This is a genomic window from Shewanella vesiculosa (assembly GCF_009994065.1).
Classification (GTDB): domain Bacteria; phylum Pseudomonadota; class Gammaproteobacteria; order Enterobacterales; family Shewanellaceae; genus Shewanella; species Shewanella vesiculosa.
The window spans coordinates 362,573-377,155 of sequence record NZ_JAACSD010000007.1; the positions used below are offsets into that span (position 1 = coordinate 362,573).

10 protein-coding genes are annotated in these 14,583 nt (G+C 39.3%); 4 read left to right on the top strand and 6 right to left on the bottom strand.

Going from position 1 to position 14,583, the window contains the following annotated elements:
• Positions 1-364: 364 nt before the first annotated feature.
• Positions 365-622, top strand: a complete 258-nt coding sequence (locus tag GW828_RS09680) for a hypothetical protein (RefSeq protein ID WP_165870017.1) — start codon at positions 365-367, stop codon at positions 620-622.
• Positions 623-761: 139 nt separating this feature from the next.
• Complete coding sequence (locus GW828_RS09685) at positions 762-2,069, top strand: tyrosine-type recombinase/integrase (protein ID WP_273058069.1); 1,308 nt, start codon at positions 762-764, stop codon at positions 2,067-2,069.
• Positions 2,070-2,671: 602 nt separating this feature from the next.
• Here GW828_RS09685 and GW828_RS09690 read toward each other — a convergent pair.
• The 3 genes from GW828_RS09690 to GW828_RS09700 all read right to left on the bottom strand — a co-directional run bounded on the left by GW828_RS09690 (position 2,672) and on the right by GW828_RS09700 (position 8,051).
• On the bottom strand, positions 2,672-2,920 hold the full coding sequence (locus GW828_RS09690) for a DUF2171 domain-containing protein (RefSeq protein ID WP_182722947.1): 249 nt from the start codon (positions 2,918-2,920) through the stop codon (positions 2,672-2,674).
• A gap of 376 nt (positions 2,921-3,296) precedes the next feature.
• Positions 3,297-7,130 carry a bifunctional proline dehydrogenase/L-glutamate gamma-semialdehyde dehydrogenase PutA gene (gene putA / locus GW828_RS09695; protein ID WP_273060403.1) on the bottom strand — a complete coding sequence of 1,278 codons (3,834 nt, stop codon included), beginning with the start codon at positions 7,128-7,130 and terminating at the stop codon, positions 3,297-3,299.
• A 507-nt stretch (positions 7,131-7,637) separates the two neighbouring features.
• On the bottom strand, positions 7,638-8,051 hold the full coding sequence (locus GW828_RS09700; RefSeq protein WP_259396221.1) for a hypothetical protein: 414 nt from the start codon (positions 8,049-8,051) through the stop codon (positions 7,638-7,640).
• A gap of 852 nt (positions 8,052-8,903) precedes the next feature.
• On the opposite strand from GW828_RS09700, the gene GW828_RS09705 reads away from it, so the two are divergent.
• Complete coding sequence (locus GW828_RS09705) at positions 8,904-9,341, top strand: SirB2 family protein (protein WP_273060406.1); 438 nt, start codon at positions 8,904-8,906, stop codon at positions 9,339-9,341.
• Between the two features lie 235 nt (positions 9,342-9,576).
• Here GW828_RS09705 and GW828_RS09710 read toward each other — a convergent pair whose 3' ends face one another.
• Both GW828_RS09710 and GW828_RS09715 read right to left on the bottom strand, forming a co-directional pair.
• Positions 9,577-11,970: an EAL domain-containing protein gene (locus tag GW828_RS09710; RefSeq protein ID WP_273059822.1), complete on the bottom strand. Its 2,394-nt coding sequence runs from the start codon at positions 11,968-11,970 to the stop codon at positions 9,577-9,579.
• Complete coding sequence (locus GW828_RS09715; protein WP_273059824.1) at positions 11,963-12,871, bottom strand: phosphate/phosphite/phosphonate ABC transporter substrate-binding protein; 909 nt, start codon at positions 12,869-12,871, stop codon at positions 11,963-11,965. The genes GW828_RS09710 and GW828_RS09715 overlap by 8 nt, the downstream gene beginning before the upstream one ends.
• A 217-nt stretch (positions 12,872-13,088) precedes the next feature.
• Between GW828_RS09715 and GW828_RS09720 the strand changes: the two genes are divergently transcribed.
• Positions 13,089-13,850, top strand: coding sequence for a spermidine synthase (locus tag GW828_RS09720; protein WP_273059825.1), 762 nt, complete (start codon positions 13,089-13,091; stop codon positions 13,848-13,850).
• 11 nt (positions 13,851-13,861) lie between these two features.
• Here the strand turns inward: GW828_RS09720 and GW828_RS09725 are convergent, their stop codons facing one another.
• Positions 13,862-14,530, bottom strand: coding sequence for a glutathione S-transferase (locus GW828_RS09725; RefSeq protein ID WP_273059827.1), 669 nt, complete (start codon positions 14,528-14,530; stop codon positions 13,862-13,864).
• Positions 14,531-14,583: the final 53 nt, after the last annotated feature.

Genomic DNA, 14,583 nt, shown 5'->3' on the forward strand with positions numbered 1-14,583 from the left:
CCTCGATACGAAAACAACGTTTTCTTGCTCTGAGATTGAACCTCTGTTCCTATATTTATTAAACGCTGCTGTAAAATGTGATTATTAACCTTTTTGACCCCATTCTTATGCAAGCCAATCATTTCTACTCACCATCCATTGTTGAAACATAACTATTGATGTTAACTAAATTGTGACAAATCGCGCAGAAGTGACGTTAACACTAATAACGTAATTGATAATCATTCTCATTAATGTATGATAAATCTAACTCGCTCAATCTTCAAACTGAGAAGGGAAGAGGGTAAACGTGACAGAGCCCAGAATCAACGTGGCTAGTTACAATAAGCGCTTAATAGATATAGTTAAAGAGAAGGGGGTAGACATGAACAGATTAAATGTCTCTATTGATGCAGATAAAGTGGCCCAATTAATCAAAGCAGGCCATTTATGTGCTGCCGACCTGCAATGTTTAGATAAGGCAAGTAAACAAACCGTTTGGCAACTATGTCTATGGAGCTGTCAAAAACGAACATCTTGCCACAATAAGCAATGCCATCAGGCGTGTACTAGATTAAACCCCATAGATCATTGTGTGTCGCAACTGATATCAGACCAGCATATTGCCGTAAACACATATTAAAATGACCCACATTAAAACCTACAATTGAAATCTGTTTCGTTAAAGAATCATCATCATTGATGCCGATAAATAACATTATCGGCATCAGGCAAAAAATAGTATAATAAACTAATGTAATCAATAACCTATATTTAAGACTATGCCAAAGAACATAAGTGATGAGTTACCGCCAGTATTGCCACTATTTGATGCGGCAGAGTATGTACTTCACGGTAATGCTTACATAAATCAATATATTACCAAAATATCAATCGAAAAAGTTGCTGATGCAGGACTCATAATAGAGCATTGTGCTGATTGGTTATTTGAGCAAAAGCAGTCTGAAAATAACTATAAAGCCTATCGTAGCGAATTAACTACGTTTCTACATTGGTGTTTCGATGTTGTGGCATTATCGCCTATATCAGTCACACGAAAAGACATTGCCAAATACATCGATTACTGCCAATCACCACCAAAAGCATTAATCGGGTATTTTAATGTTGCGCAATTTAAACTCAATAAAGCCTCTGGAGAGCGATCACCAAACCCACAATGGCGACCATTTATAGGCAAAAAACAACTTGGGAAATGTTTACCATATCAACTAAGTGATAATGCACTTAAGACCAAAGTTGCCATATTATCGTCATTTTATGGCTATCTCATTAGCGAGGAATATACCGAGCGAAACCCAGCTCAGTTATGGCTTAAACACAGTCGGTTTGCCATAAAACGTAAATTCACTATCGATGAAGACAATAATCATCACGCATTTACCGAGTTACAGTGGTCTTATGTTATTAGCACCGTTAGCCAATTGGCCAGCACTCAGCCGGAACAACATCAACGCAGTTTATTTCTCATTACACTATTATATAGCTGCTATTTACGCATATCTGAAATCAGTGCCCGTGCAGGTTATGCGCCCATCATGAGCCAGTTCAGACAAGATCCACATTCTGGTATTTGGTATTTCCATGTACCATTTTCCAAAAGCGGCAAAGCCCGTAATATTGCCATATCAAAAGCCTTGCTGGCTGGATTAGTGGATTATCGACGTTATCTAAAGCTCAGCGATTTACCCAATATCAACGATCAACATCCTATATTTGTCAGGCACAAAGCCGCAGCCCATGGACGAGAATCTGGTGTCATAAACGCCAATCTTGGTATTCGGCATATACGAGACGAAATAGACAAGCTCATTAACTTAGCTGCAGACAATGCCGCTAAAGATGGTTTTGATCATGACAGTCAACTTATGCGAAAACTCAGTGTTCATAATATTCGTCACACTGGGATCACCCATGATATCAATATCAACCGGCGGCCATTATCACATGTCCAGGCCGACGCTGGTCATGAGAGCATCGACACAACATCACAGTATTTGCACACCACACAAACTGAACGACATCAGAGTGCATTCAATAAACCATTAAATCATCTCGCTGAGATTAAATAATTGCTAGGAACAGACCGTAAAAAATTAAAGTATGCAATCTCAGCACGATGTTAAACACAGTATTTATGTCTGTATGCTAGGTTTTGATGAGAATGCCCACGTAAATGAAACATACTGTTGATTCATATCGTTATTGAACATAACTGCAAATGTGCGCATATATATCACCTCACATAAGTATGCGCACAATGTATATTATGTTAAATACAGTATTTGTGTAAGGTAATCAAATACTGTTTTGTGATATTCGACATTGAGATCGAAACTTGATCCCACTGAAATTTGAATGGCTCTAGCCCACACCACTATTGGCCTAGAGCCATTTTTCATTGATATCAGGAAAAGTGAGATTCAAATTTCACGTGAGATCTAGCTATTCTAGTTTCAGAAAATAATGCCAAAGAGAAAAATGTGCCTGACATTCTTGTAATGCGCGACTACGTAAAATCTGTACGAACTCGACTAACACTGTTTTTGATGTCTATCATTTTGGTGTGAGTTTTTGGAGAAAAGTGATGGCGGGAAATAAATTCAGTACTTCCCGCTCTGGTCTTAAGATGGCATGAGTGCATGCCATCTCTGTTTAGCGGTACAGCAAGACTTTAGTGTCCTGTAGCTGTTGGCGGAGTTTGAGACCATTCCTGCATAGCTTGGTCTCCTGGACGATCGATTTTAACTTTATCGCCCTCAATTGAAGTTACCCAGCTCAGCGGAATGTAATGGTGTTGACCGCTGTCATCTTTTTTCAGCTTGAGGGTATCGGTGCCCTCCATATGATCTACAGTAGCAAATTGACCATCTTCGGAGCAGACAACAGGCATATCAGGTTGAATTTGGTTGGTTTGAATCATAGTTTCTCCTCAGGGCTCAGTACAAGCCCTTCTATTTATAAATGTGCAATCAGTCATCTGACAAGCTTCACTAATCGGGATTGTCTTTGACTTTAACTGCTATTATTGGTTACTTAATGATCCTAATCGCACAGTAAAATCATACCGATAAAATCAAATGCAGTCTGTTCGACAACGAACAGACTGCATATCCAAATCCTCTGTTACCATTGATGGTCAACTCGAATAATACATCTGTTTGTCTATCGTTTTAGTTTGCCTGTTAGGTCGTTTTAATTTTATCGATTGCCACTAAAGTGAATAATTTCATCAACGTTTCAGTTGATGAAATTATAAATATTCAGAATGTTTGTTTAACTATAACATTCTAAAATAGTTAGTTTTCTTCATCTAAAGTCATCAACGACGTATTACCACCAGAAGCGGTTGTATCAATGCTAACGGTTTTTTCTGTTAATAAACGTTGAATGAGATTATCAAAATACTCTGAACTGATGACCGGTAAAATTGCGCCTTGACGCTCGGCTAGTCTGTCACTGATATAATGTTTTCGGTCACAATGACTATCAACAACAACTCCTGATAACGCCGGATGTGCCAACAAAGTGGTTAAATGACCTAACCGGGTAACTTGAAAAACATTCTCATCAGCACCTGTTGTAACGAACTTATCTCTAATGGCTAGCGCTTGATCATAAAATAAATCAGAAACCACCGAGATAACGGTATTTCCGGTTGCCAAAGCCGTCACGATAGAGAGCATCCAAAAATGGAAAGTTACATTTTTATCAGCAAAGCAGATGATATTACCGCGGTTTTCCAAATAGAGAATATTAGACTCACCTGTTGGACCTGGAAGTGTTGTTGGCTTTTGCAGGTGTTTTTCAACAGACACTAATTGTGAATTAGCGGCTGTCAAAGTACGATTTAAGTCATCGGCTAAATCATCAATACTATCGATATTTGCCATTTCGACTAACATTTGACGAACAAAAGCAATACGCTGATTTAGCTCGGTCATGCGCCAGATTTTTTCTGCTACATCCGCCCTATCCATCAATAATTCTGCTTCTGCTTTTGATCCCGTATCGCTCACTAAGGCATCGACTTGCGATGGCAACAAGTTATATTTATCGGCATCAGGAGTGGCTTTCTCTTTCACTAAACGCGTTAAATAATAGGGGCCACCCGCTTTTGGCCCTGTACCTGAAAGGCCACGCCCCCCAAAAGGTTGCACCCCGACAATAGCGCCAATCATATTACGATTTATATATACATTACCTGCACGCGATAGTGTCGCCAAACGAATGGCTCGCTGTTCAATCCGGGTATGTATACCCATAGTTAAACCAAAACCTGTACCATTAATATCATCAATGACTTTTTCTATTTCATCGCCTTTAAAACGAATAATATGCACACAGGGACCAAAGACTTCATGCTTGAGCACGCTAATATTGTCTATTTCATAAAGTCGCGGTGCAAAAAAGAAAGCTTCGTTTTGTGCTATTTCATTTTCTGCATTAGATATCGCACATTGATACAATAGCTGACCATGAGTTTTCATATAATCACTGTGAGCATTGAGTGATTCTAGCGCTTTTTGATCAATGACAGGCCCCACATCAGTGCTCAGTTGTTCTGGATTATCCACATGCAATTCTGCTAATGCGCCTTTAAGCATTGTAATAACCGTATCAGCAATATCTTCTTGCAAAAATAACACCCTGAGCGCAGAGCAACGCTGACCTGCAGACTGAAATCCTGAAGAAATTACATCATCAACCACTTGCTCTGGCAAAGCTGTGGAGTCAACTATCATACAGTTTTGACCGCCCGTTTCAGCAATGAGAGGCACTTTTGCGCCATCTCTATCAGCCAACGTTTGCGAAATCATAGTCGCTGTTTTAATTGAACCCGTAAAAATAACCGTTTGAATATGTGCATTAGGAATAATAATACTGCCTACTTCACTCCCCTTGGCAATAACCGCTTGTACAACCCCGTGAGGTAGTCCAGCAGATGTCATGAGTTCAATAGCGCGTAATGCAATTAAACTTGTTTGCTGGGCGGGTTTTGCCAACACCGTATTACCAGTAGCAATGGCTGCAGTTACTTGGCCGATGAATATTGCTAACGGGAAGTTCCAAGGGCTGATACATAACACCACCCCTCGAGCTTCTAGACGATCATCTTCTGCAAGTTTAATCGCTTGTTGTGCATAATAACGACAAAAATCAACAGCCTCTCTGACTTCATCAATACCATCTTGAGTCGTTTTTCCCGCTTCCTTGATGCATAAGGCTATGAGCTCGTCCCTATGATGTTCGAGAATATCGCCGATACTGCATAATAAGGCTGCGCGCTCCGATACAGGCTTTTGTGACCATGAGGCAAACGCCGTTTGAGCCGTATCGATCATCGCGAGCATGTCATCTTTGCTATGATGTCGCTGGAAACCAATGATTTCACTTTGCTTTGCTGGGTTTCTAATGGCTACAGCCCCTTCTGGGATATTACTCTCACAGAACTGGTTAGCTTCAACCCAGTTATCTAGTGATGTTTTTAACGGGGTAAGCATATTGATGTCGGTTAAATCTAGGCCCTTGGAATTATCTCGACCCACACCATTTTCATCATGGTATAACGCAATAGGTTTGATTATCTGGTAGTTATATTTGTCTGTTAAGCGAGTCATTTTTTCAACCGGGTCTTCAAGTAACGATTCGACCGGTTGAGAATCATCAATAATGGCATTAACAAAAGAAGAGTTAGCGCCATTTTCTAACAAACGACGGACTAAATAGGCGAGTAGCTCTTTATGAGGACCAACCGGTGCATAAACGCGACATTGAACATTTTCACTGGCAACAACTTGATCATATAAAGAACCACCCATGCCATATAGACATTGAAATTCAAAACTTGTTTTGTCATTGCCCGCCAGTTCAAGAATAGTCGCCACAGTATAAGCATTATGTGTAGCAAACTGTGGATAGAGAGTATCTCTATATTCGAGTAATTTTTTCGCACAGGCGAGGTAAGACACATCAGTAGAAGCCTTGCGAGTGAATACCGGAAAATGCTGATAGCCGCCTTTTTGAGTGTTTTTAATCTGAGTATCCCAGTAAGCACCTTTAACTAACCGCACCATCATTGTCCGGCCAACACGAACGGTTAACTCATGCAACCAATCAAGAATAAAAATAGCCCGCTTTTGATAAGCTTGCAGCGCCATCGAAAAGCCATTCCAACCGGCTAATTCGTCATCACTAAATACCGCCTCAATAATATCAAGGGATAAATCTAATCGCTCAGATTCTTCCGCATCAACCGTTAAACCAATATTGTATTTTTTAGCTTGCAAACAAAGCGCTTTAAGTTTGGGCACAGCTTCAGTCATTACCCGTTGTTTTTGCGCAAATTCGTAACGAGGATGGATAGCAGAAAGCTTAACTGAGATACCAGGAACCCTGCGAGGATCGTCCTTACCTGACGCGAGTGAAACCGCACCAATAGTATCTATAGCAACTTGATATGCTTTAAAATACTTATCCGCATCATCCATGTTGCGCGCACCCTCACCTAGCATATCGTAAGAATACACGAAGCCTTGCCGATCTTGTTTGGTAGCATGCTCTGTTGCTGCTTGAATCGTTTCGCCCATAACAAACTGCTCCCCCATAATTTGCATGGCATAGTTCATTGCTTTACGAATGACAGGCTCTCCTAAACGACCAATAATCTTTTTCAATAAATCAAAACTATCTTTTTCGCGCTCATCAGCATAATCAACCATAGTGCCGGTAACTAATAATCCCCACGATGAGGCATTAACGAACAGTGAATCACTGCTGCCCAAATGACTTCGCCACTCACCTTGAGAAATTTTGTCGCTAATTAGGGCATCTTGAGTGTGTTTGTCTGGTACACGCAATAAGGCCTCGGCCAAACACATCAACACCACACCTTCTTCACTGGATAATGTGTATTCTGCGAGTAAGGCATCTACAGCACCGTTTCCTGACTCATCTCTACGTATTTTTAGCGATATTTTACGGGCTTTTTCCCACGCTCTGCTGGCAGCTTCAGGGTTAACCTTTGCTAACGGTAAAATATGCTCTACCGCAACACTTTCATCAATACGATAGAACTCGCGAATTTTCTGACGAATAGGAGAGTCCGAGATATTCGAATTATTAAAAAGCATGTGCTCACCTCAATATTAATAAATTGTATTTTGCAATGACTAGAGACATTTGATATCTAAGTGATACCTAAGATTTGATGACTAACGAGTAAATTATACTGATCTTTAGTTTTAGACTCTGTGCGTTAGCGTACTTTCGAAAATACGCTTGATAGTGGCTTTATTTTCGATTTTAATGTTTGTATTCATAACGTTAAAAAATCTGAACACTGTGAATAACCTGTCATTTTTTTGCTAACATCGCGGAGTTTTATTGCAGAGTCACACCAAGTTAAGGTCATAAAACCAATAAATTCGGCTTAGATTTGTTGAAATGTAGCATTATCTATATATGGCTTGATGTGAATTCGCCGTTGTTGCCAAATTAACGCTAATTTGGTGGCTAAAATAACGTATAAAGTCAGCCACTAAACAGGCTTTGCTTACCAGGGGAGCGCATTCTGCATAGTTTCTAATACGAAACCACTCAGCATGACGCCATGACTTTTGGTCTGAGGAGTATTGATGCTACAAATCGTCAATTTGTTTCATGTTACGTGCCAATAATCTTCCCTCTGCCTCTTGAACCGACAATATATCGTTAAGAAATTCCGTCACGGAAGGTGCACAACTGCACTTTTGCAGATACTCAAATAGTCCGACAATATTTTTGTGATATTCAAGAGTGACAATCGCTATTTCATCTGTATCCATCTTTTCAAACGGATGCTCACCTTCAGTGTGAATTGAAATAGCGAGTTTTTCGTAGTAATGCCGACTGTAAGTGTTAAGCGCACTGTTATTACCACTGTCTTCGAACTTTTTCATTATCTGCGCCATTTTTTTTTCGTGCTCTGAAATGTACTTAAGCAGCAATCCAACTCTTACACTATCGCTTTTTAGTGCACAATTTGCTGCAAAATAGTGCAGTTCTTGGTGCATGTTTTTAGTCCATTGCATAACATCGTGAAGTGTTTCTATTTGCATATTATCCTCAAAATTGACGCGTTTAGATCACTTTGCTGTGCAAAGTGAAGCGCCTGCCTAGCATAAAAATAAAAAAATGGTAAAAAAATATCACCATCTGTGGCTTAAATTGCAATCACATTGAACTCGTTCAGTCTATGCAACATTATGTATTGACTACATAAATAAGAGTTAGCGACCACAATTAACTCATGATGTTAATGTTCATCATACGTGTATTTTATTTTTCACTCTGTTCGCTGCCGCACTCAGCTTGGCATGAATATTTGTCTGATCTACATATTTAGAAACCTTACCGAGAATAGTATGGCCCACATAAAGCCATTAGAATTATTTGTGTGGATTGGGCGATATCATCAAAGATGTCTACATCCTCATTGAAAAATATCCTGTTATCTTTGGATAGGACGAAGCTAAATGAGATGAACGCTTGGCTAGTAAATTCATTGTAAAGTCAGTGCGCAAAGTGTAATGGTTTAATACAAGAAACCGACAAAAAGCCCAAAGATAACACCTGAGCAACGGATTAAGGAGTTAGTACTCATGAGCTGCGCTAAAATGAAAAAACTGTAGCCTACAGTGCTGTATTGCTGATATGAGGAGAAAGCTTGTAAGAGAAAGTTTGATGCCTATTTTTCATATAAGCACGATACTCAAATACAATAATTAGACTTGGTTGGTGATATTGATCTTAACGCCACCCTAGTACGTAATTAAGGTTCGTTGGTTACAGACTTTGCTTTAAACTACAAACACACGGTATAAGTACTATATCCACATTACTTTTTAGGGAACAAGACCATGTACATGATAGTTAAGCACACCCACCTGACAATAATTGCGCTGACGTTTATATTTTTTATCATTAACTTTGTGTTGACGATGAAAGGCTCTGACAAGGTCAATAATAAACTGCTAAAGATAGGTCCTCATATTTTGTATGCTCTGTTTATCTGCACCTTTGTTTACATGATTATCGTTAATCCATTGAACTTGTACCCGTTTGTGAACGGTTGGGCATCGTCTAAATTAGGTGGTTTCGTACTTTATGTACTCTCGATTACCTTTACGCTTAAATGGGCAAAATCAACGCTATGGCGCATTGTGGGCTTAATTAGTACGATATTTTGGTTATTGATGACTGCACGATTGGGTTTTGCCCATCATCTTAAATCGAAAGGGATTGTTGATGATGCTAATGCTTATCTTGAGTTGGGACAGTCTATGTTAACAGGCATTTGTTAGATAATGTCGAGTAAAGTGGCTAATTAACTTTAGCCACTATTAGTCCATCATGTTGATTCATTCGGTGTTTATTCCAGCGGCAACATGACCCCTTATACGCACACCTCAAAATAAAAATCTTAGTGTTTACTTCGCTTTATCTCATTCCATGTTCTACGCAATAGCCGCTTTATTGACTCTAAGTCAATAGGCGCATTTTGCTTATCGTCGCCCTAGCCTACTGGCATCTGCCTAATTAAGCGATTTGAGGTATTAGGCTTTCAAACTGGTCAATTGGTATCGGTCTACTGAACAAGTAACCTTGAAAATTACGGCACCCTTGGCTGATTAAATATTGCTGTTGTTGTTCAGTTTCTACACCTTCTGCAATTACACTTAAACCTAAGCTCTGTGCCATCGAAATAATGGTCTTAACAATCGTTTTATCGTTACTATCAACACAGAGTTCACGCACAAATGACTGATCAATCTTAAGCTGATGTAATGGGAGTTTTTTGAGATATTGTAACGATGAATAACCGGTACCAAAATCGTCTAACGAAAACTGGATACCTATAGCCGCTAAAGTATTCATTTTTTCGATAATGGTTTGAATATTATTTAACAGTACACTTTCAGTTAATTCAATTTTAAGTAATTTAGGATTAACACTATATTTATCAATACTTTTTTTGATTATGTCGACAAAATCGGCTTTATGGAATTGTTTGGCGCTGACATTGATAGATAATGATAATCCTGCGGTATTGACATGTTGCTGCCAGGCATTGAGTTGCCTACAGGCCGAATCAATAACCCACTGTCCTATTTCGATAATCATGCCGGTTTCTTCTACCAACGGGATAAATTCTAAGGGGGACACAATGCCACGCTGTGGATGGTTCCAACGGATCAGGGCTTCGGCGCCCACGGGGATGTTTGAGCTGTCGACTTGTACTTGGTAATACAATTGGAATTGATTATGTTCTAGTGCAATGAGTAAATCGCGTTCAAGCACCACTCTATTGATAATGCTGATTTCCATTTTAGGGTCAAAAAAGCAGACAAGGTTTCGACCTGATTTTTTGGCTTGATACATGGAAATATCAGCTTGCTTGAGTAACTCATCTGGGGTGGTATTATTGCCGAGAAACAAAGTCGCGCCAATACTGGTACTGGTCGAGTAACTATGGCCTGCTATATTGTAAGGCTGGTTAATGGTATCTAAAATAGCCGTGGCAATCGCTTTTATCTGTGTGGCGGCAACAAAAGCATTAGAATGAATGCCTTCTAATATGATCACAAACTCATCACCGCCAAAGCGAGTGACTGTATCACCTTCACGGATAATATTGATAAGTCGATTGGCCACTTGTTGCAATAACAGGTCACCAATATCATGTCCTAGGGTGTCGTTGAGTGTTTTAAAATTATCCAGATCAAGAAATAATATCGCACCATAATACTGATTCCGATCACTAAATATTAATGCTTGTTTTAACCTATCATCTAATAACCGCCGATTGGGTAATTTCGTTAGCGGGTCAAAGTAGGCTAGTCGCTCTATTTGAATAGCATCTTCTTTTTGCTTGCTGATGTCTTGAACCATTGCCAGAACATAATCAATACTGCCATCGTTTTTACGCACACAACGAACGACTAACATGGTAGGGATCACTTTGCCTGTTCTGCTAATAAAACGTTTTTCTAGACTATAGCCATCAATTTCATTGGCAAGTAACCTAGTGAATTGGGCTTCATCAGCCTCTAAATCATTAGGGTAGGTTAAATCATTCCATGTTAATTTTTTCAGTTGCTCTTCGGTGTATTCCAGCATCTTACACAAACAAGGATTGATACTGATCAAGCCTTTATCTGGTGACGTAACCGTTAAACCGACCAAATCTAAAGAATAAAATGAGGCTAATTGAGATTCCCTTAATGCCAAGCTATCCAGCATTTGATCAAATTGTTTAGCAAGTAACGAAGCTTCATCAGTTCCCTTCATGTTGACACGTAAATGAGTGGCGCCAGTTTGGACTTTGTCGGCTACTTTTTGAATGATATACAAACGACGAGTTAAATAACGACTGGCTAAAGTGGTGATTAAAACACCAAGTAAAATGGCAGTAAGTGCATAAAAGAAACTGTTTATTTTTATTTGGTTAATTTCTTCTAAGTAAGCGCGTCTATCTAAATCAATCACCACCCAGCCAATTTCTCGATCCGCTAAAACAATGGCTTTAGTCACATCAATACTACTATCAGAATAATGTATCTGTTGCAGATCATTGTCTTGGTTGAATGCATCGATATACAAACCCACTTTAGTTAAATCTGTATGTGCCAACACTTGGCCACGTAAATCGATGACGATAGCTTGCTTTAAATTAGGGTATTTTGAGACACCATTAACGATTTCCTGCAGACCGCTGACATCTCGTGAGGCAACCCAAATAGCAGACGAAGTCGCTAAAGTATCTGCAAGGGCAATAGCTTGATCTTTATATTGTTCTACTTTAATTTTTTGCTGGCGGTGAGTGGTATCCCAGACAAATAATCCCATCATCAAAGTGATGATGAGCGTCATGCCAATCATCATTTGACGGCGCAATGTGCCTAATAGAATACGTTGCAATTTTTTAATCATTGATTAAACTTTCCACTGGACGCACTTTACTCTCAAAATTATTTATATAGCTGCGTACAACATCGTAATCAGCATCTTCCGCCTGACTAAATCTAGCGGTTTCCATACCGAGCATAATCGCCTTACCTTCTGGTGAGTCTGCTAAAGTAATCAGTAAATGTTGTATTTTTTGACTAATCTCTTTAGGAAAGTCATCACGTACCATAACTGAGTTATTGATTAAAGATGGTGTTTGCCAAATGACTTTAAGCTGGTTTGCTTTTTCTGGGTGATCTTTTTGAAATAATCGCCAAGGAAGTGGCCAAGTTGCTGCTGCAGCTACCTTACCAAGATATGCATTCATGATTGAAGACTCTTGTGAACCCACATAGATATTATCAAGATCTTGGTTAATATCGATTCCATTAGTGTACAAAAAATACTGTGGCATAATTGTCGCAGCAAGCGCTGTTTGTGCAGGATAACTCACTCTTTTACCCTTGAGCTCAATTGGTTTTTGGATATTATTGTCTTTTCTTACAATAAAAATCCCTTTGAAATCATCAGCATCACCAGCCATGGCAATCACTCGATATCCGTTGTCTCTAGCCTGCAAGGTCTGCCATGGATTAGGCAGTAATAAATCTGGCTTTCTGTCGCGGATTTTTTGTTCATAGGAGGCATAATCGATTGATGCTTCGAGTTCAATATCAATCTCAGGAATTTTATGATTGATATAATCGATCAGCGGTTGATAAGCTTCGAATAACTTTTGCGGATTGTGTAAAGGGTGAATCGCAAATCGATAGGTTAACGCGGTATTATTACTAGGCGAACGACTGTACTGCAGGGCTTTTTCTGTAGCGGGTTGTTCGCAAGCGAATAGCAAAATGATAATTAAGGTAAAGAGATATTTTTTCATAAAAAATCAATTTGTTATTTTCATAATAATCATAGTAGTTTTATATTTGAAAAAAGTCACTTTCTGGATACATTATATTAACTTAACCACGAATAATTTAGCCGTTTGATATCAACTAAAAGAGCTTTACTTCGTAAGCAATTAATTTACCGCGTCTATTATCAGCTATACTGCCCTACCCGTTACATGTACGTATTTAAGCGATGTTAACAATACCATGGATATCAAAGGAACCTGCATCTCATCAACTGAAGATGAGCACGGCCCAATTTATGTTTATCAAACAAAAAATAGCCGTATTCTTAGCTTCGATGGGAAAATCTATCAAAGCTGCATGAAACTCAATGATATAAATGGATTACATCTTGGTTATACCCAAGCCATGATGAGCGGATTATTGTTTCTTCCGACAGTGAACAGCGCCACTATTATGGGGCTGGGGGCGGGATCGATGGCAAAGTGTTTACTCAATAGTTTCGTTAACATAAACGTCCATGCGGTTGAATACCGCGAAGCGGTAGTCAATGCCGCCAAAGATTACTTTTATTTACCCGATACCCATCGCATCGTTACTCATATAGACGATGCAGTCCATCACATTAAATATACTACTGTCAAAAGTGATATTATTTTTTCAGATTTGTATAACTCACAAGGCATGGAACCTAACCAAGTGCAGTCATCCTATTTACGGGATTGTAAAAATGCACTCAATGAAAATGGCGTTTTAGTACTCAATATTTGGCATACATCGGTAGAACTTCGACAAGAGTTGGATGCATTACTTGCGCTAGAATTTGAACATCGCTTAATCAGTTTCGAAGTTGACAGTGGCAACAGGATCATTCTGGCATTCAAAAATGCCATACCCCAAATAGAAACTGAACAACTCATGCGTAAGGCTCAAATATTGCAACAACAAATCAATATTCCAATGGCGCGCTATGCCGAATTAATCTTAAATACTCAAGCTCAATAAAAATAATAGCCCTAGACACCAGCGCCAAATATCAGGCGTTGTTTAGTGTCTAACCACATTGAATTTTGTACCATTACCTTGCTGAACATCCGACTTTGCAAAAAATGATTCAACCACTGGCGCAATTTTGGATAGGGTGATTGTAGATACCATTGCCGCTCTACTTGGGCAAACTGCCGCATAAACGGCATTAATGCCAAATCAGTTAAGCTCGGTTTGTCGGACATCAAATACTGGTGCAGAGAGAGTCGCGATTCCAGATCGGCAAGATAACGCTCACATTGCTGTCTATCTTCTGGTAATGAGGGTTCATGGTAACGTTTTGAGCAGCGATACTGTTCAAGATGACCTTTAAATTCATTATCAAATATCGCAATAACAGCCAACATTTCATCTAAAGCGTTGGGGACAGCTTTGTTAGTGTAACCTTCTGGGTCTGTTTGTAAAAATGCCCATTGCATGATGGCTAGGCTTTCATCGATCACCTGGTTATCAGTGGTGACTAGTACCGGGACGGTGCCTTTAGGTGACACCTTAAGCATCTCATCAGGTTTGTTACTTAACACTATATCGCGTAGCTGAACTTGCTGGCCTGAAGCATAAATCGCCAACCTAGCCCGCATTGCATAAGGGCAATTTCTTAAAGAATAAAGTATGGGTAAGTCAATTGTCTGGGTCATTTTTGCTCAGTAAATTCATTTTGCCGATAGGCTTTGTTACTTTAACTATATTC